The 18833-nt window shown below is 37.2% G+C and carries 14 protein-coding genes, 1 rRNA gene, 1 riboswitch and 1 other annotated feature; of the genes, 7 read left to right on the top strand and 8 right to left on the bottom strand.

All coding sequences use genetic code 11. The features are described 5' to 3' along the window. Both BMX40_RS10680 and BMX40_RS10685 read right to left on the bottom strand, forming a co-directional pair. A 16S ribosomal RNA gene (locus BMX40_RS10680) occupies positions 1–202 on the bottom strand; the annotation flags it as partial. Between the two features lie 441 nt (positions 203–643). After that, positions 644–955, bottom strand: coding sequence for a rhodanese-like domain-containing protein (locus BMX40_RS10685; RefSeq protein ID WP_090869702.1), 312 nt, complete (start codon positions 953–955; stop codon positions 644–646). 115 nt (positions 956–1070) lie between these two features. On the opposite strand from BMX40_RS10685, the gene BMX40_RS10690 reads away from it, so the two are divergent. Continuing rightward, the gene (locus BMX40_RS10690; RefSeq protein ID WP_170840756.1) at positions 1071–1826 is read left to right on the top strand and encodes a hypothetical protein; all 756 of its coding nucleotides are present in this window, start codon (positions 1071–1073) and stop codon (positions 1824–1826) included. A 44-nt stretch (positions 1827–1870) separates the two neighbouring features. On the opposite strand, the gene leuS is transcribed toward BMX40_RS10690, so the two are convergent. Continuing rightward, positions 1871–4285 (bottom strand): leucine--tRNA ligase, encoded by a 2415-nt coding sequence (gene leuS, locus BMX40_RS10695; protein WP_090869704.1) that lies wholly within the window; start codon positions 4283–4285, stop codon positions 1871–1873. Positions 4286–4374: 89 nt separating this feature from the next. Beyond that, positions 4375–4588 (bottom strand) — a binding site (T-box leader). A 139-nt stretch (positions 4589–4727) separates the two neighbouring features. On the opposite strand from leuS, the gene mnmM reads away from it, so the two are divergent. Then, complete coding sequence (mnmM, locus tag BMX40_RS10700; RefSeq protein ID WP_342028679.1) at positions 4728–5309, top strand: tRNA 5-(aminomethyl)-2-thiouridylate-methyltransferase MnmM; 582 nt, start codon at positions 4728–4730, stop codon at positions 5307–5309. A gap of 261 nt (positions 5310–5570) precedes the next feature. On the opposite strand, the gene BMX40_RS10705 is transcribed toward mnmM, so the two are convergent. Beyond that, a complete protein-coding gene (locus BMX40_RS10705; protein WP_280139673.1) occupies positions 5571–6644 on the bottom strand; it encodes a tetraprenyl-beta-curcumene synthase family protein in 1074 nt (357 codons plus the stop codon). A 120-nt stretch (positions 6645–6764) separates the two neighbouring features. Between BMX40_RS10705 and BMX40_RS10710 the strand changes: the two genes are divergently transcribed. Continuing rightward, complete coding sequence (locus BMX40_RS10710; protein WP_090869711.1) at positions 6765–7286, top strand: gamma carbonic anhydrase; 522 nt, start codon at positions 6765–6767, stop codon at positions 7284–7286. 668 nt (positions 7287–7954) lie between these two features. Here the strand turns inward: BMX40_RS10710 and asnB are convergent. The 3 genes from asnB to metK all read right to left on the bottom strand — a co-directional run bounded on the left by asnB (position 7955) and on the right by metK (position 12631). After that, complete coding sequence (asnB, locus tag BMX40_RS10715; RefSeq protein ID WP_090869713.1) at positions 7955–9856, bottom strand: asparagine synthase (glutamine-hydrolyzing); 1902 nt, start codon at positions 9854–9856, stop codon at positions 7955–7957. Positions 9857–9965: 109 nt separating this feature from the next. Next, positions 9966–11195 carry a carboxylate--amine ligase gene (locus tag BMX40_RS10720; protein ID WP_090869715.1) on the bottom strand — a complete coding sequence of 410 codons (1230 nt, stop codon included), beginning with the start codon at positions 11193–11195 and terminating at the stop codon, positions 9966–9968. A 233-nt stretch (positions 11196–11428) separates the two neighbouring features. Then, on the bottom strand, positions 11429–12631 hold the full coding sequence (gene metK / locus BMX40_RS10725) for a methionine adenosyltransferase (protein WP_090869717.1): 1203 nt from the start codon (positions 12629–12631) through the stop codon (positions 11429–11431). A gap of 113 nt (positions 12632–12744) precedes the next feature. Next, positions 12745–12853, bottom strand: a riboswitch (SAM riboswitch). Positions 12854–13067: 214 nt separating this feature from the next. Here metK and pckA point away from each other — a divergent pair. The 4 genes from pckA (at position 13068) to BMX40_RS10745 (ending at position 17594) form a co-directional block, all read left to right on the top strand. After that, the gene (gene pckA / locus BMX40_RS10730; RefSeq protein WP_090869720.1) at positions 13068–14657 is read left to right on the top strand and encodes a phosphoenolpyruvate carboxykinase (ATP); all 1590 of its coding nucleotides are present in this window, start codon (positions 13068–13070) and stop codon (positions 14655–14657) included. A gap of 310 nt (positions 14658–14967) precedes the next feature. Further along, positions 14968–15960: an ABC transporter substrate-binding protein gene (locus BMX40_RS10735; RefSeq protein WP_090869722.1), complete on the top strand. Its 993-nt coding sequence runs from the start codon at positions 14968–14970 to the stop codon at positions 15958–15960. A 12-nt stretch (positions 15961–15972) separates the two neighbouring features. After that, positions 15973–16752 carry an ABC transporter ATP-binding protein gene (locus BMX40_RS10740; protein WP_090869724.1) on the top strand — a complete coding sequence of 260 codons (780 nt, stop codon included), beginning with the start codon at positions 15973–15975 and terminating at the stop codon, positions 16750–16752. A gap of 35 nt (positions 16753–16787) precedes the next feature. Next, positions 16788–17594, top strand: a complete 807-nt coding sequence (locus BMX40_RS10745; protein ID WP_090869726.1) for an ABC transporter permease — start codon at positions 16788–16790, stop codon at positions 17592–17594. A 742-nt stretch (positions 17595–18336) separates the two neighbouring features. Here BMX40_RS10745 and ytkD read toward each other — a convergent pair. Beyond that, positions 18337–18813, bottom strand: coding sequence for an RNA deprotection pyrophosphohydrolase (gene ytkD, locus BMX40_RS10750; protein WP_090869728.1), 477 nt, complete (start codon positions 18811–18813; stop codon positions 18337–18339). Between the last annotated feature and the right edge of the window lie 20 nt (positions 18814–18833).

The following is an 18833-nucleotide window of genomic DNA, read 5'->3' on the forward strand; positions in this document are numbered from 1 at the left end:
TAAAAAGTATTATCCGGTATTAGCTCACGTTTCCGCGAGTTATCCCAGTCTTACAGGCAGGTTGCCCACGTGTTACTCACCCGTCCGCCGCTCGTTCCACAAGTTTCACCCCGAAGGGATCAACTTGCTTCCCGCGCTCGACTTGCATGTATTAGGCACGCCGCCAGCGTTCGTCCTGAGCCAAGATCAAACTCTCCAAAAAAGTTTGTATTTGATTGACACCAATCAACCAAATGATAATTCTTAGCTACTAGAAACACTAGCTTCTAGATTTAAATAAGTTAGAAAAACGAGGTTGTTTTTCATCTTAACATACTAGCTGTTTTGTTCAGTTTTCAAAGAGCAAATTGTTTTGTTGCTATCAACAACAACTTTTATATTATATCAAACTTATAATTTCGTGTCAACGACTTTTTTTAAAATTTTTTTGAAGTTGCAAGTCGTTATTTGTCGTCTGCCGTAATGGCGACTTGATTAATATAACACACACGTTCAAATGATGTCAATAACAAAGTTCAGTTTTTTTAATAAGACCTCATTTATAACGAGTAATATAATAATACATCTAATAGAACAAGCAGTCAATACGCTATTCACATAACATATTTCCATTATTACTATATTTATCCATTACTGGAGAAGCCTAAATGATGACTTCTCCTCCCCATTCAAGCATACCACCTGACATATTACGAACCTTAAATCCTATCTCGTCTAAATACAAGGCTGCATTCATACTTCTACGACCAGATCGACAAACTAAAATATAATCTTTTTCTTTATCCAGTTCATCTGCGACATCAGGTATGTTACCTAGTGGAATATGCTTCGCCCCTTCAATCATTCCTGAAGCAACCTCTTCATCTTCTCTTACATCAATAATTTCAGTGTTAACATCTTCATTTGATATAATCTCTTCGACTTCTTTCGGTGTTACTTCCTTTATATGTTCCATAAAAAATCATCCTTATCATACAATTTTTAACCTCGTTATTATAATACGTTTTTTGTGTATAGCTTTCAAATTTCTTACACAAAATATATTTATGAAATTTATGTGGGGGGCTTACATGAAATACAAAATATTTATTTGTTTAATACCAATTGTATTTATATGTGCTAATTTGACATTTGCTAATGAAAAACAAGAACCACCTGAATTAAAAGTGATTGAGTCTTATCAAGAAGATGTAACCGGCGATGGGCACAAGGAAGAAATTGAATTAAAAGGGATATTATTTTCACCTGAATCGGAATATTATCGGGATATCGTGGCGGTTGTTAAAAACCACGAAAATGAGACATGGGAAATCAACTATGGTGGTGGATATGAACCAATTCTTCAATTCATTGATTTCAACCATGACAAAGTAAATGAAATTTTTTACCAAAGCCCTACTGGCGGTAGTGGTGGGTTACACCATTATAAATTGCATACCTTAATACAATATAACCTTGTAGAAATTCCACTACCAAAACAAGATTATGTGCAAGGAGATTTTAAAGAGAATTTTGAAGTAGAGGTACAGATATCACCAACAAAAGAACCAGTTGTAGTTGATGTTAATGAGCACTCTGAGGATTATATAGAAAAAGGAATTTATGATGAAAAAGGAAGCTTAATAAAAAATACATCTCCTATGGTTGATCCTATTGCTTATTTCGAGCCTGTCTTTATTAGCGATAGAAAAGGTTATGGTTTAAAAAGCTTTCAACAAATAAGTGGTATTTCTCATGCAGACCAACTCGGCACAATTGAATCTCTATGGTATTATGATCGAGACAAATGGATTATTGTAAAAACCGAATGGGTACCAACAAATTAAAAAAGGAGCCTCTTTTCTATGAGGCTCCTTTTCAATCGTTTGAATTAGTTAGCTACAATATTGACCAATTTTCCAGGAACTACGATTACTTTCCTAACGGTTTTTCCTTCGATCCATTCTTTAATGGTTTCATCTTCCATGGCTAATCTTTCTAACTCTTCTTTTGATATATCTTTCGCAACTGATAGTTTTGAGCGAACTTTCCCCATAACTTGAAGAACTACTTCAACTTCTTTTTCTACCAACTTGGACTCATCGAAAGTTGGCCATGTAGAGTAAGTAACTGTATCAGAATGCCCTAGTCGTTGCCATAATTCCTCAGCTATATGAGGTGCAACAGGGGAAAGCATTTTTACAAATCCTTCCACGAACGCTTTCTGTATTTTTTCTGCTTTATAGCCTTCATTTATAAATACCATCATCTGCGAAATACCTGTATTAAATTGTAGACTCTCAAAATCCTCTGTTACTTTTTTCACGGTTTCATGGTACGTTTTTTCTAATTCGGCTGATTCTGATTCTGTGATCTTTTCAGATAACGATCCATCCTCATTTATAAACAACCGCCACACACGATCAAGGAATCGACGCGCACCGTCCAAACCATTGGTTGACCATGCAACAGATGCATCTAGCGGTCCCATAAACATTTCATACAGACGTAGGGTATCTGCACCATGAGATACAATGATATCGTCTGGGTTTACAACATTTCCTTTTGACTTACTCATTTTCTCATTACCCTCACCAAGGATCATTCCTTGGTTAAATAGCTTCATAAATGGCTCTTTTGTAGGAACAACACCAATATCATACAAGAATTTATGCCAGAACCTTGCATATAGTAAATGAAGGACAGCGTGTTCTGCACCACCAATATAAATATCGATTGGCAACCATTCTTTTAAAGCTTCCGGATCGGCTAATTTCTCCGTGTTATTAGGGTCGATATAACGTAGGAAGTACCAACAACTACCCGCCCACTGTGGCATTGTATTCGTTTCACGACGACCTTTCATACCTGTCTTCGGATCAACTACATTTACCCAGCCTTCACTATTGGCTAATGGTGATTCACCAGTTCCAGATGGTTTAATGTCTTTCATTACCGGAAGCTCTAACGGAAGATCCTCATCCGCTACAGCGGTCATTGTTCCATCTTCCCAGTGTATAATCGGAATTGGCTCACCCCAGTAACGCTGTCTAGAGAATAGCCAATCACGCAAACGGTACGTTACCTTCTTCGTTCCTCTCCCATTTTCTTCAAGCCAAGAAATTGCTTTCGAAATTGCTTCATCTTTACCCAATCCATTTAGAAAGTCAGAATTTACATGTTCTCCATCACCTGTATACGCTTCTTTGGAAACTTCCCCTCCAGCAACGACTTCAACGATTGGCAAATCAAACTTTGTTGCAAATTCATAGTCTCTTTCATCATGTGCAGGTACAGCCATGATTGCTCCAGTTCCATAGGACATCAATACATAATCAGCAACCCATATTGGCATTTTTTCACCATTTACCGGATTAACGGCATAAGCACCAGTAAATACTCCTGTTTTATCCTTGGCAAGATCTGTTCGTTCTAAATCTGATTTTGTTTGCACCTCATGCAAGTACTTTTCTACGGCTGCTTTTTGATCAGCAGATACAATTTGCTCTACCAATGGATGTTCTGGTGCGAGCACAGCATAGGTTGCTCCAAATAATGTGTCAGGTCTTGTTGTAAATACTGTAAAGGCCTCATCATGGCCATCAACTGCAAACGTTACTTCTGCTCCTTCTGAACGACCAATCCAATTTCGTTGCATATCCTTTAAGCTCTCTGGCCAATCCAATTCATCCAGATCATCTAGTAAACGGTCCGCATATGCCGTTATTTTCAGCATCCATTGTCTCATCGGCTTTCGAACGACTGGATGCCCTCCTCGTTCACTTTTACCATCAATTACTTCTTCATTTGCTAAAACAGTCCCTAGTGCAGGGCACCAATTTACGGCTACTTCATCAATATAGGCCAACCCTTTTTCATACAGCTTCTTAAAGATCCATTGTGTCCATTTATAGTAATTTGGATCGGTTGTGTTTACTTCACGATCCCAATCATAAGAAAAACCTAATTCTTGAATCTGCCGTTTGAAAGTAGCAATATTTTTTTCCGTAAATTCAGCTGGACTATTTCCCGTATCAAGTGCATATTGCTCTGCTGGCAATCCAAATGCATCCCACCCCATTGGGTGAAGCACTTCATAGCCCTGCATACGCTTCATACGTGAAAGGATATCAGTTGCCGTATACCCTTCTGGATGTCCTACATGTAATCCTGACCCAGAGGGATAAGGAAACATATCTAAAGCGTAGAACTTTTCTTTAGCTGAGTATGTGTCAGCTTTAAATGTCTTATTATCTTCCCAAAACTTTTGCCACTTTTTTTCAATTTCTTGATGGTGAAAACTCATCATTCATCCTCCTTTTTTCAATTAGTTGTGGCGAGCAACTTCTTTATGATGCTCGGTTCACTATTACGCAAAAAAGCTTCCCGTCCCTAGAAAGGGACGAGAAGCTTACACTCCCGCGGTACCACCCAAATTAACGCAACAAACGTTCACTTGAATCCTTAACGCGGATTAACGTCAGGAACTACTTACGTTCACTCCTGCAACCTTAAAGGTGAGTTCACAAGGTTTCAGCGACAGTTTCCACCAACCACTGCCTCTCTGTACCTGAAACACATTATTACTAGTCCTTCGCATCGTTTTTGAATTATTATATTGAATTTTAATGAAAGGATTATGCTTTGTCAAGGTATATATGCCCATTATTTCTATTATCTTCTGCTTTCATACCCATGGAAGTTCTTTCTTCACACTACCTTTGGTGCTAAACTATAGAAAAATGATGATGAGGAGTTACATTATGCTACAAGGAATCCTTAATTATGCGCATGAACTGTTAAAAGAATGTGTCCACCCTAATGAAACGGTGATCGATGCTACGTGTGGAAACGGTAATGATACCGTTTTTTTAAGTAAATTAGTAGGGGAACACGGACTTGTATTGGGCTTTGACATTCAGGAACAAGCTATCAACAATACGAAGCAAAAGCTAAAAGAGAACAATTGTGATAATGTGAAACTTATTCTGGATAGTCACGCTAATGCTGATACGTATCTGTCTACCGATACAGAACAATCAATTGCAGGGGCCATTTTTAACTTAGGCTATTTACCTAAAAGCGATAAATCTATTATTACACAAGGCCACACCACGATGACTGCGATTAATAAAATTCTACAAAGGTTAAAAGAAAATGGAATCATAGTTCTTGTGATCTATCACGGGCATCCAGGTGGTAAAGAAGAGAAAGATATCATTTTGGATAAAGTGAGTAAATTAGATCAAAAGAAGTACACCGTTCTAAAGCATGAATTTCTGAATCAAGCAAACACACCTCCTTTTCTCGTTGCGATTCAGAAAAGATAAAGTTATTCTGCAATCAGTGGGGAATTTTTCATCCGAAATGGATTGTTAGATGAACAAATTGGACATTTACAGACACTTGGTGTTGGTTCCCTCATTTTACATACTTGGTTTACCTCGAGGTTTCAAGTAGGGATCTTACGGCGCACAGAACGTGCTAGAGTCTACAATGCGACAAGACGCCGCGTATACCTCGAGCTGCTAGTTATAAACAAAACCTTGGCCAACATTGCCAAGGTTTTATTGTCAACTATTCAATTAACACTAAGCTTTATTCGTTAATTTATAGTACATTCGCGTGTTCCAATAGAAAAAGGTTGCTTTTTTTCCACTTGCTTTTAATAACTTCCTTCTCATTTCTGCTCCATTTTCAATAGCTGCAACTTTCGAATCTCCCAAATATAGACCAACAAGTCCATGATGAATCATTCGATGAAAAAAAGGATCTGGCAGTCTTTGAATATGTTTATCTGCTTGCTCAATAAAATAATACAAACGCTCTTTCAAAATCTCTTGAGATGGGTAGTAAAAACAAAAGTTGAGGTCTCCTTCTTCCTTATCCTCAAGTTGATCAATATAATAATCTAATAATATGTGTAAACCTTGTACATATGGAAAATAACCTTGATAAATTTGTTCTACTACTTCTTCTGTTATGTTTCCACTTAACGCATAGGAGACCGTACAAAATATCCCTAAAGTAGAACCCGCAGCTGCAGAAAATTCATACCAACTTAAACTGGTGGCGTTATCCTTATTTTTCTCAAACCATTCCGTTAGTCGCGGGATTCTTTCCTCCAGACGGACGTGTTTATGTACTTGTAGATCTCCATACAACCCCTCAAGTTTTAGTAGGGTAGCACGGATAACTGGGTATAACTGGGTTTGTTCTAGTACCAATTGACAAGTTTTTACTAGGTCTTCTAAATACCCGCCATCATCTTGATCATTCCTACATGCATAATAATTTTTCACAGACTGGTTGGGACTTAGTGCATCAATCATTGATTGATGTAATAAACGAAAATCATCAGGATCCATCGATGTGCTACGATCACAGAGATTATCTAGATAATCACTGATCGTTTGATAAGCTACAATAAACCGAACGGCTGCTTGATGTTTCTCCCCTGCTAACAAGGAGAAAACAGCTCCTCCTTGGCAATGAAATCGTTTAGAATTAATACTAGCCAACGCCTGTGTACGCAATTCATTATTAGGAATTTCCTCCGCTCGTTTTTGCCAATACGATAATTCCCGTTTTACGGATGGGAATATTTGTTTGTAAACAGTCACCATTAAAGAGAAAGAATTTGTTGGAACTCTCAATTGGCGCATCCTCCGATCCACATTGGAAAACTTTATATACAGTAATTAAGAATTTATCATTCCCATGTTCCGACACAAAATTTGCTATACTAAATATATCATCATATTTTAGAGGAGGAATCAAGCTTAATGATACACCACTACAAAAATATAGAACCACTTATACATAGTTCTGCTTTCGTTGCATCTGACGCCGTTATAGTTGGTGACGTTACCATTGATGAACAGTCCAGTATTTGGTTTAAAACCGTTATTAGAGGAGATGTCGCTCCGACGAAAATTGGCAAACGTGTTAGCATCCAGGATTTATCAATGCTTCACCAAAGTCCTGACAACCCGTTAGTTGTAGAAGATGACGTAACGGTTGGTCATCAAGTAACATTACACTCTGCCATTGTTAGAAAAAATGCATTGATCGGCATGGGATCGATTATATTAGATGGTGCAGAAGTTGGCGAGAGCGCATTTATAGGCGCAGGTAGTTTAGTTCCACCTGGCAAAAAAATACCCCCTCGTACACTAGCACTCGGTAGACCTGCAAAAGTAGTTCGAGAACTAACGGAAGCAGATTATCAAGAAATGGAACGAGTGCGCAAATCCTATGTTGAAAAGGGACAATATTACAAAGAACATACTGATTTAAACAAATAATTTCAGCAATACTCAACTAGAATTTCCCCTTCCATCTCTTATTGCGTATAGCTAATATAAATGTGACATAAGGGTAACGTGATTTCCCTTTGCGGGGAGTCGATTTCCTCATGACAGCTCCTGTCAAAATAATACTAGAATACTTTGCTTCCTTAGACATTTAGAAGACGGAGGAACTCTGTATAGACTAGGCAAACAGAAAGAAGACCTGAAATCATGCTGAAGACGAATTATTTTAGTCAATAGCGGACTGAGTGAAGCTTCATCTTTGGTGTGGATTGTGGTTCCGTTAAATGACAAAAAACTACCTAAATCAGGTGTTTGAGGATCCTCATTCCACTATTAGCCATAAATTAGTAAAATTTGTACTGGAAAAAGGTAAATAAAGGAATGAGGTTCTAAAATCATGCTCCAGACGAATTATTTCGGCCATTTAGTGGATTGATGTTCCACTCCGTCTTTAATTTGTATTATGATTCAAGTTAAATGACGCACCTGAATCAAGATTAGAATATCCCCATCCACTATTTAATGTAATGGTGATTAAGTATTCCAGCATCAGCCGAATCTTAAAATAACCATTTGCTCAGTCATGAATACTACCATCTACAAAAAAGCGGGTGATTCTACGTTAGAATCACCCGCTTTTGCTTTTCCCTTACTTAGCATTAGGTAACAATCGACACTTCTGGATCTTGTTTTCTTAATTCCTCTACATCAAATTTATTTTCAACATAGATTTGATGCCATAGCATAAACATCAATACTGTCCAAATTTTTCGGCTGTAATCTCCCTTGCCTTGGCAATGCGCATCAAGCAAATCCTTAATGTAGGATTTATGCAAGAGATGATCCGTCTCACTCTCTTCAATTAACTGTTTAGCCCAACTATTTAACTCATCCTTCAACCAGTGACGAATTGGGACAGGAAATCCGAGTTTCTTACGATCAAGTACATGGTCTGGAATAATACCTCTAGATGCTTGACGTAAAATATCTTTCGTTGTTCCATTTGCAATCTTTAAATTAACTGGTATTTCATTGGCTACACGGAACACTTCCTTATCCAAAAATGGAACGCGTAGCTCCAATGAATTAGCCATTGTCATTTTATCTGCTTTCAGCAAGATATCCCCACGCATCCATGTATGAATATCTACATATTGCATTTGGTTTACGAGCGGATAATCCTCTACATGATCAAATAATTTCCCAGTAATATCTCGATAGCTTAAATTATGATTAAAGTGTTTCAGCAACTCTATTTTTTCTGCATCCTCAAACATTTTCGCATTTCCTATATAACGTTCTCGGAGAGGTTTTGTCCCTCGTTCTAGAAAACTCTTTCCACGAACTCCTTCTGGTAAAACTTCTGCAACTCTTGCTAAAAGATCTTTAGCTGGTGTTGGAATGGAATCAAAAACTTTCAAGGATTCTGGCTCGCGGTAAATATTATAACCACCAAACAGTTCGTCTGATCCTTCTCCAGATAAGACAACCGTTACGTGCTTACGCGCTTCACGCGAAACAAAGTATAAAGGTACACAGGAAGGATCTGCTAACGGATCATCCATATGCCACATAATCTTTGGTAGTTTTTCTACATATTCTTCTGGAGAAATAATATAAGAGATATTCTCCACACCTAATTTTTCAGCCGTTTCTTTAGCAACATCTACTTCGGAAAATCCTTCTCGTTCAAAACCAACTGAAAAAGTTTTAATGTTTGGATTAAATTCTCTGGCCATTGCTACGATAATCGTCGAGTCGATTCCACCTGATAAAAATGATCCAACTGGTACATCACTTCGCATATGAACATTTACCGAATCATAAAGTACATCCTGAATTCGTTTAATCCAGTCGTTTTTATCCATTAATACAGGACTAAATGTTGCATGCCAATAACGGGTGAACGCAATGTCTTCCCCGGCTTTTTTCACAAAATAGTGGCCCGGTTCAACCTTTTTTATTCCTTCCGTCAGTGTCATTGGTTCAGGAACAAATTGAAAACTTAAATAATGCTGTAACGCATCATAGCTTACATCTTCTTTTTCCAACAGCATAGAAATACTCTTCTTCTCAGAAGCAAAAGTAATCCCTTCTTCTGTTTCATAATAAAATAACGGTTTAATACCGAATGGGTCACGTGCACCGTACAAAGTTTCTTCTTCTTTATCCCAAACTAATATCGAAAACATCCCGCGAAGATATTGAAAAGCATTTTCCTTATGTTTGGAAAAAAGTGCTGCAATAACTTCCGTATCTGATTCTGTTTTAAATGCATATCCTTCTTCTAGCAATTCTTTTCGCAATTCAACGTAATTGTATATTTCCCCATTAAATATTAACCAGATTTTTTCGTCATCATAACTTAGCGGTTGTTGACCACTGTCTAAGTCAATAATACTTAAACGACGAAAACCAAATGATACATATTCATCAAAGAAGTACCCTTCATCATCTGGACCCCGATGAGAAATAATATTATTTTGTGCCTTAAATATATTTATATCATCTTCCGATTGCGTAACCGGATTATTGCGAATCATACCAATAAAACCACACATCGTTTCCTACATCTCCTTCAATCATGATGAACCATAATCTTTAAAATTATATCATAAAAGCACGCTTGATCCTATAAAATGTTTGGTTTTGGAGTACCTATTTTATAAACTACATTGGTGGATAATTCTTAAACTTTTTATAAAAATTCATTTTTGATGCAAACACATAAAACAAACGTTTCAGGCTTTTATCAACCGGAAAATAATTCATTGGATTCTTTACTTTATTCGAACGATATAGTTTCTTTACTTGGGTCCGTATATCCTTTTGCTTAATATATTTTAATAACAAACGTTTCGGCACGATGGAGTACAAGGAATGATTCGTTGCAGTTTCATATTCGAGCTTTTCTTTTTGCAAATAGTCTTTCACATAATAAGTAGCTGTATTGTGTCCTTCGGCAGTAACGTAATAATTACTTCTACCAAGTCTAGGATTTAACTCGAAAAATTTATATTTTCCATCTCGTTCATCAAATTTCAAATCGAAGTTAGAATAACCTACATACCCAATTGATTCTACCAAACGGATAGCTTGTTTTATTACTTTTTCATTTTGTAAGCTAAGAATGGAAACCGGGTTCCCAATTCCACCAGGTGTATGGTCCTCGAGTAATGTTTGTCCAAATGAAGCTAGTTTAGTTTTACCATCTTGCGCAGTATATAGCGTTAATATATGCATGGAAGTATCATCACCAGGTACAAATTCTTGAATAATGATGCTATCTCTATAATCGGCATTTCGAAGAAGAGAAATAATACGATCGAATTCATCCCTATTATCCGCAGTAAATACTTTCTTTTTACCTACAAAGTCCACTTCCTCATACGGAGCCCTACTTGCAGGTTTAATGACGACGGGAAAGTCGAATGGTAATTCAATTTTCTCTGGAGAATCCCCTCTAACTGTTATAAACTTAGGGTAATCTACGTTCAATTCCTCGCATAATTGATAAAAACGAGATTTATCAATGACACGATCTAACACATTTCGATCTGTATATGGTGTGATCCATCCTTCACCTAACTGTTTCTTCACATCCACAATCATTTCAATATGCCAATCATCACTACCTAGTAACATTTTTGGCAAATTTGGATAGGTCTGCTCAATGCGTTGTAAACATTGAAGTAAATCTTCATCCTGATCCATTTTCTTTTCAATTACATTTTGTAATAATACAGAATGATTAATCGGTCCAATTAATCCTCTACTAATACTAATAGATTTAACTTGATACGCTTCGTGAAATGTTCGCGCAATGCTATATGCACCAATATCAGCGCCCATAATTACAGGTACAAATGATTGGCTCTTGATTTGCTGATCTTGTTTCATACGATTTCTCCTATTCTAATCAAAATAACCAATATGTATTTCATACTTAGGATGTCTATAATTCTAAATAAATTGTATTCATAATTCAACAAAATTCGCAACCAACTTACCAACCAATAAAAAATTGCCCCATTGGTATAGTCCTTGAAACACTACGTTGTATACCAATTGGAGCAATTTTAATAGATTTTTGTCATCTTGGATTGTTCTACTAACGTTCTACACGAGTTTTATTAGTTTTTCACTACTAGTTGCTTTAGATCATCGACCTTATCGATTTTTTCCCAAGGAAATACGATATCGGTTCTACCAAAATGGCCATATGCCGCTGTATCTTTGTATATTGGTCTCTGTAGATCTAACATACGAATAATTCCAGCTGGACGCAAATCAAACAGTTGACGGACTGCTTTTACCAATTCTTCTTCACTAACCTGGCCTGTTCCAAATGTATTAATGGAAATGGAAACTGGTTCTGCAACACCGATCGCATAGGCTAATTGCACTTCACAAGTTTTAGCTAGATTGGCCGCTACGATATTTTTAGCTACATATCGAGCAGCATAAGCTGCAGAACGATCTACTTTTGTAGCATCTTTCCCACTAAATGCACCACCACCATGACGAGCATAACCGCCATACGTATCAACAATAATTTTTCTTCCCGTTAAACCAGCATCCCCCTGAGGGCCACCAATTACAAAACGGCCTGTTGGATTAATAAAGTACTTCGTTTGTTCATCCAATAAATTTTCAGGCACTACCGGTCGAATAACTTTTTCAATAACATCCTTCTCAATCTGTTCCAACGTAATATCTTGGTGATGTTGAGTCGAAATAACGATCGTATCGATTCGTACAGGCTGATCATTTTCATCATATTCAACGGTAACTTGCGTTTTTCCATCTGGACGAAGATAATCAAGTGTTTCATCTTTTCTAACATCTGATAATCGTTTTGATAATTTGTGTGCTAATGATATTGGTAGCGGCATCAGTTCTTCTGTTTCATCGCAAGCAAAACCAAACATTAACCCTTGGTCCCCTGCTCCGATTGCAGCAATTTCGGCTTCTTTCATTTTACCTTGTCGTGCTTCTAGTGCGGTGTCTACACCACCAGCAATATCTGGTGACTGTTCATCAATAGCTGTTAATACAGCACATGTTTCCGCATCAAAACCATATTTCGCACGAGTATACCCAATTTCCTTAATTGTTTTTCGGACAATTGCTGGGATATCAACATACGTGCTAGTAGTTATTTCTCCAGATACAAGTACAAGACCCGTTGTAACAGTAGTTTCACACGCAACTCTTGCATCTGGATCCTTTGTCAAAATTTCATCTAAAATTGCATCAGATATTTGGTCACAAATCTTATCCGGATGTCCTTCTGTTACGGACTCCGATGTAAATAAACGACGATTATTAGCCATTTGGCTAAATCCTCCCTTTAAAATGTGGTACGGAACTCTATTGTTAGAAGTATTATATTCCATAAAACAAAAAAGCCCTTCCTTCAATGTTGAGGAAAGGGTGTGGCCTTTCGCTCTTATTGTTCAAGGAAAATCCTTGCATCAGGTTAGCACCTTTTCACCAAAAAAGTGATGGTTGCTGGGCTTCATTGGGTCTGTCCCTCCGCCAACTCTGAATAAGAGAGTATCCGCTCAAAGTAAGATTAACGAAAGATGTATGCTATGTCAACTTTTTTCAATGATGTCACAAATTAGTTAAGAAATAAATAAACTAAAATCAATAAATAGTATGGACTATTAAAATTAATGTGTTATACTAATAATCAGATTATGTAACACATTGTCGGAATGATTTTTCCTTCAAAAATAAATGATTATAAAGGTAGGTTATATGTGTATGAAAACGATCATCCAATCGTCATTAGTAGAGGAACTTTTTGAACAGCCTAGCACTAAAATAAACTTATCCGTTGCCCAATTGGTTGAAAAAATACTTGCCAGAAAAGAGGGAATGTTGACAGCAACAGGAGCCGTTCAAGCTACAACAGGAAAATATACCGGTCGCTCACCGAAAGATAAGTTTATTGTGAAAGATGAAACTTGCAACGATGAAATTGATTGGGGATCAGTAAACCAACCAATTGAACCGGATGTTTTTGAACAATTATACCATAAAGTAATAACATATCTAAAACAGAAAGATGAATTGTACGTATTTAAAGGCTATGCTGGTGCTGACAGTAAATATCGGCTTCCAATCCAAGTCATTAATGAATTCGCTTGGCATAACCTATTTGCACGTCAACTATTTATTCGTCCAACAGAAAAGGAATTCGAAAATCACCAGTCTGGATTTACAGTCATTTCAGCACCATCATTTAAGGCAGACCCTAATGTGGACGGTACCAATTCAGAAGCATTTGTGATGGTTTCCTTTAAACATCGAATCATCTTAATTGGTGGAACAGAATATGCTGGAGAAATCAAAAAGTCTATATTTTCGATCATGAATTATCTATTACCAAAGAATAATGTCTTGTCAATGCACTGCTCAGCTAATGTTGGGCAAGAAGGTGATGTTGCATTGTTCTTCGGACTTTCCGGAACAGGGAAAACTACACTATCTGCAGATCCATATCGTCGTTTAATCGGGGATGATGAACATGGGTGGAGTCCGAATGGTGTGTTTAACATAGAAGGCGGTTGCTATGCAAAGTGCATTAATCTATCTGAAGAAAAAGAGCCGCAAATATACCAGGCGATTCGCTTTGGTTCTGTACTCGAAAATGTAAATATAAATCAAAACACAAGACTACCGGATTATGATGACACGTCACTAACAGAGAATACGCGTGCAGCATATCCACTTGAAAACATTGATAATATTGTGTCTCCTAGTGTGGCTGGCCATCCAAATGCAATCATATTCTTAACTGCTGATGCGTCTGGAACACTGCCACCTATTAGCAAACTGTCAAAGTCACAGGCAATGTATCACTTTCTAAGTGGATATACAAGTAAGTTAGCTGGAACAGAACGAGGCGTTACAGAACCTGAAGCAACTTTTTCTGCTTGCTTTGGAGCACCCTTTTTACCATTAGCTCCATCTGCTTATGCAAAAATGCTTGGCGAAAAAATTGATCAGTATAACTCCAATGTATTTTTAATTAATACTGGTTGGACTGGTGGCTCCTATGGTGTTGGAGAACGAATCAAGCTTTCTTATACAAGAGCTATGGTGCATGCAGCATTGGAAGGTGAGTTAAACAGCTTGGAAACTGTTAAGGATGAAATTTTTGGTTTAAATATCCCTATTCATGTTCCAGGTGTTCCAGACGACGTCCTTGTACCCAAATATACATGGGCTGATCCAAACGCTTACGAGCAAGAAGCTAAAAAATTAGCAGTTAAATTCCACGAGAACTTCGCGAATTTTTCCGACGCCAGTGACGAAATAGCACAGGCTGGGCCGATTTATCGCCCTTAATCTGTTACCTCATCCCAAGAGGATTTTATATATTTTATAAGTGAAAGTAACATTGAATGACACCGATCTCATTTACGAGGTCGGTATTTTTTTATTGACGCAAGAATTTTGCTACAGACTGTCATTTGCCTAGATATAAATCCTTCTTAGACTTCGAGATAAGGCTTCCTCATCATCTCCAAAATTCCAATATAGGCATTCACACATTTTTTCTAAATCGCATAAAATGTGGTGATTAATTTCCTCTAAGACATAAGTATCATTACTTACGTATGATACAAACAATTTCCCTAAGGAAAGGATGGTAACGATGAGCAAAGTAAAGGGTCTCACTTTATTTTCAACAATGATTCTACTTTTACTGGCTGCATGTGGCTCCAATGAAAACACCTCTATCAAACTAGGAGAAGTAACGCGATCTTTATTTTATGCTCCGCAATATGTTGCATTAGAAAAAGGATATTTCGAAGACGAAGGTTTAGACGTTGAGTTGCAAACAGTTTGGGGTGGAGACAAAACGATGACAGCATTACTATCAGATGGTATTGATGTTGCACTAGTTGGATCAGAAACCTCCATCTACGTCTATGCGCAAGATTCAAATGACTATGCTGTTAATTTTGCACAACTTACACAAACAGATGGTACATTTTTAGTTTCCAAAGAAGAAAAACCTAACTTTAAATGGGAGGATCTAAAAGATAGTAACTTTCTTGGTCAGCGTAAGGGTGGAATGCCTCAAATGGTTGGTGAATTTGTGCTAAAGCAACATAATATCGATCCACATAATGATCTTAATCTTTCCCAAAATGTTGAGTTTGCAAATATACCTAGTGCGTTTGCATCAGGAGACTATGAATACGTCCAGTTATTTGAACCAACTGCTAGTGTTTTTGAAAAAGAAGGAAATAGTCACGTAATTGCATCCTTTGGTGAAGAGTCTGGTCACGTTCCATATACCGTATTTATGGCAAAACAAAGCTATATGGAAGAAAACACGGAGAACGTAGAAGCTTTTACTAGAGCAATTCATAAAGCTCAGCAATGGGTCCAAGAAACAGCTCCAGAGGAGATCGCTGAGGTAATTCAACCATATTTTGAAGATGTAGAATTAGATATTCTCACATCATCTATCGACCGTTATAAGAGCCAAGGTTCATTTGCAACTGATCCAATCCTTGACGAAGAGGAGTGGAATAATTTAAACAATATTATGGAAGAAGCTGGAGAACTTCCGGAAGGGGATATCCCATATAATGAGCTCGTCAATACGGAGATTGCTGAAGAGGTTATAAATGACTAAGGAGGGGAATCCATGTCCTTTCTATCACTAGAAAACATCTCCCACTATTACTTTTCGAAAAAAGACTTTACCAAAGCCTTAGATAATATTTCATTTTCCATAAAAGAAGGAGAGTTTGTGTCATTGGTTGGACCGAGTGGTTGTGGAAAATCAACCATTCTATCCATTGTTGCTGGGATTATCCAACAAACATCTGGAAACGTACTTCTTAATAAGAAACCATTGAAACGTTCTGAACTCGCAATTGGCTATATGTTGCAGCAAGACTATCTATTTCCCTGGAAAACAATCCTAGACAACGTGTTGTTAGGACCAAAAATTCATAACAACAAATCAGAAGAAGTGAAGAACAAAGCAACGGAATTACTATACGAAGTAGGCTTAGCGAATGTAGCGGATGCATATCCAAACGCTTTATCAGGTGGGATGCGACAACGTGTTGCCCTTGTACGAACACTGATCACTGATCCAAAAGTATTATTACTGGATGAACCATTTTCAGCGCTGGATTATCAGACCAAATTAAAGTTAGAAGACTTAGTTTATCAAATATTAAAAACGTATCATAAGTCAGCGATACTTGTTACACATGACATTGGTGAAGCAATTGCTATGAGCGATCGAATATATGTAATGGATGCTAATCCAGGAACAATAGCCAAAACATTCGAAGTACCTATTGAGATAAGAAATGAAATGCCTTTTACCTCTAGAAGACACCCTAAATACCAAAACCTGTTTGATAAAGTATGGGAGGAATTAAATCAAAATGATACAGCAACTCCTATATAGTTTAGCTTTACGGCTTATAAAGGGGGGATAGATGAATGGATAAAAAAACGGATCAGCAATTATTTGAACAATATAAACAAAAGCTAAAACGTGAAAGAAAAATTGTTTTTACATGGCAATTTATGATCCTAATTGTTTTCTTTGCAACATGGGAGTTATGCAGTAGATTACGTTGGATTGATCCCCTGATATTCAGCTCACCATCTCGAATCTTTGTTCACCTAAAAAATAAAATAGTAGATGGCTCACTCATGATTCACACGCAGGTTACATTATTTGAAACGGTTCTTGGATTTATCATTGGTACGTTATTGGGAATTATTATAGCCGTTACCTTATGGTCGTCAACTCGATTTGCAAAAATCATGGATCCATACCTCGTAATATTAAACGCCATGCCTAAGGTTGCTTTAGGACCTATCATAATCGTGGCAATTGGTCCTGGATATTTATCAATCATTACAATGGGTGCAATCATTTCTATCATCATTACAACGCTCGTAGTCTATTCAGCATTTCGAGAAGTTGATCCTAACTATATTAAAGTATTACAAAGCTTTGGGGCTTCTAGATGGCAACTTTTCAAAGAAGCAATCTTCCCAGCTTCACTTCCAGCTATGATATCCACATTAAAAGTAAATGTAGGTCTGTCTTGGGTCGGAGTCATCGTTGGGGAATTTCTTGTCTCTAAAGAAGGCTTAGGATATTTAATTGTCTATGGATTCCAAGTATTCGACTTCACACTCGTTATGTCAAGCTTGATTCTTATTGCTATATTTGCAGCAATTATGTATAAAGTCGTAGAAAAAGTTGAAGGCTGGTTGATCAAGCACACAGGGTAATATAAAGTGGTTCTTCAATCCGTGGGGGTTCTTCATCCCCCACAGTTTTATTAGAGGAACGAATTAGGCAATTGCGGGTAGTTAAACACTGATTACTCGAACTTTCTGGGGTGGGGGTCTTATTCTCATTAGATGCGGGGGAATGTAAAAAATAAGGCGGTACATAAATAAAGCATCCCACTCTAAAGCTGTACGATTCTGAATAGTGAGTTTGAAAGTCACTTTATCAAAGGCTAAATAACTTAATTCATAGTTGATATATGAAGCGACGTAACTAAAACAATTGTTATTCTAATATTCGGCTGATGGTGGAATACTTAATCAGTCAGTGGAAAAAAGATTCATCTAACCACCATTGGGTATTGGGTACAAATAGCGGAATGAAAACCCTCATGCTCCTTGTTGGGGCGATTTTTAGTTTTTTAACGGAACCACGATCCTACTTAATGACGAAGTGGAACCTCATTCCGTTAAATGGCCGAAATAATATGCTTGGAGCATGGTTTCGGTTCCACATTCCTTTATTCACAATTTTCCAGTACAATTTTCACTAATTTATGTCTAATAGCGGAATGAGGATCCTCATATTCCTTGTTTAGGGCTGTTTTTAGTCATTTAACGGAACTACGATCCTTATAAATGACGAAGCGGAACTCATTCGCTAAATTGCCGAAACCTCCCCATAGAAATTGCACAAAGCGGAAATCACGTTGCCGGCACTGCGACGGAAGAATAAATTCAATCAATCCACAGCCAACCTTTGTTTAATAAAATCCAAACTATACGTTAGCACATGATCTTTCATGATAAAGCTATACAATTGATTATTCATCACATTTGATGGAATGTCATTCAACAATACAGGACCGTTTGTTTCATAATACGTTTTTTGCTTATGGAGTAGCTGAATACTGGCAAAATAAACATTTTTAATTACATGTTTCCCTTTTCCAGCCACATAGTACTGACCAACATAGGTTAACTTTTTTACGATACCACCAGTTTCTTCTCGAATTTCCCTTTCAGCTGCTTGCTCAGGTGTTTCCCCTTCTTCTACATTCCCACCAGGAAATTCAAGTCCACGCTCTTTATGGTCTGTTAGAAGCCATTTATTGTTATACTTGCAAATCACCCAAACATGTTTGGGTGATTTGGAAAAAGGATGATCCTCAAAGGATAGTTTAACTTCATTATTATAAAAATCTCTAAAAGTATACATGGTTTCAGCTGCCTTTAAAT

It is taken from the genome of Oceanobacillus limi, from assembly GCF_900111445.1.
Lineage (GTDB): Bacteria > Bacillota > Bacilli > Bacillales > Amphibacillaceae > Ornithinibacillus > Ornithinibacillus limi.

What these genes read in the sequence shown, in the direction of transcription:
- BMX40_RS10685 (WP_090869702.1), bottom strand. Translation starts at nt 955, where the DNA reads ATGGAACATATAAAGGAAGTAACACCGAAAGAAGTCGAAGAGATTATA.
- BMX40_RS10690 (WP_170840756.1), top strand. Translation starts at nt 1,071, where the DNA reads ATGAAATACAAAATATTTATTTGTTTAATACCAATTGTATTTATATGT.
- leuS (WP_090869704.1), bottom strand. Translation starts at nt 4,285, where the DNA reads ATGAGTTTTCACCATCAAGAAATTGAAAAAAAGTGGCAAAAGTTTTGG.
- mnmM (WP_342028679.1), top strand. Translation starts at nt 4,728, where the DNA reads ATGAGGAGTTACATTATGCTACAAGGAATCCTTAATTATGCGCATGAA.
- BMX40_RS10705 (WP_280139673.1), bottom strand. Translation starts at nt 6,644, where the DNA reads ATGCGCCAATTGAGAGTTCCAACAAATTCTTTCTCTTTAATGGTGACT.
- BMX40_RS10710 (WP_090869711.1), top strand. Translation starts at nt 6,765, where the DNA reads ATGATACACCACTACAAAAATATAGAACCACTTATACATAGTTCTGCT.
- asnB (WP_090869713.1), bottom strand. Translation starts at nt 9,856, where the DNA reads ATGTGTGGTTTTATTGGTATGATTCGCAATAATCCGGTTACGCAATCG.
- BMX40_RS10720 (WP_090869715.1), bottom strand. Translation starts at nt 11,195, where the DNA reads ATGAAACAAGATCAGCAAATCAAGAGCCAATCATTTGTACCTGTAATT.
- metK (WP_090869717.1), bottom strand. Translation starts at nt 12,631, where the DNA reads ATGGCTAATAATCGTCGTTTATTTACATCGGAGTCCGTAACAGAAGGA.
- pckA (WP_090869720.1), top strand. Translation starts at nt 13,068, where the DNA reads ATGAAAACGATCATCCAATCGTCATTAGTAGAGGAACTTTTTGAACAG.
- BMX40_RS10735 (WP_090869722.1), top strand. Translation starts at nt 14,968, where the DNA reads ATGAGCAAAGTAAAGGGTCTCACTTTATTTTCAACAATGATTCTACTT.
- BMX40_RS10740 (WP_090869724.1), top strand. Translation starts at nt 15,973, where the DNA reads ATGTCCTTTCTATCACTAGAAAACATCTCCCACTATTACTTTTCGAAA.
- BMX40_RS10745 (WP_090869726.1), top strand. Translation starts at nt 16,788, where the DNA reads ATGGATAAAAAAACGGATCAGCAATTATTTGAACAATATAAACAAAAG.
- ytkD (WP_090869728.1), bottom strand. Translation starts at nt 18,813, where the DNA reads ATGTATACTTTTAGAGATTTTTATAATAATGAAGTTAAACTATCCTTT.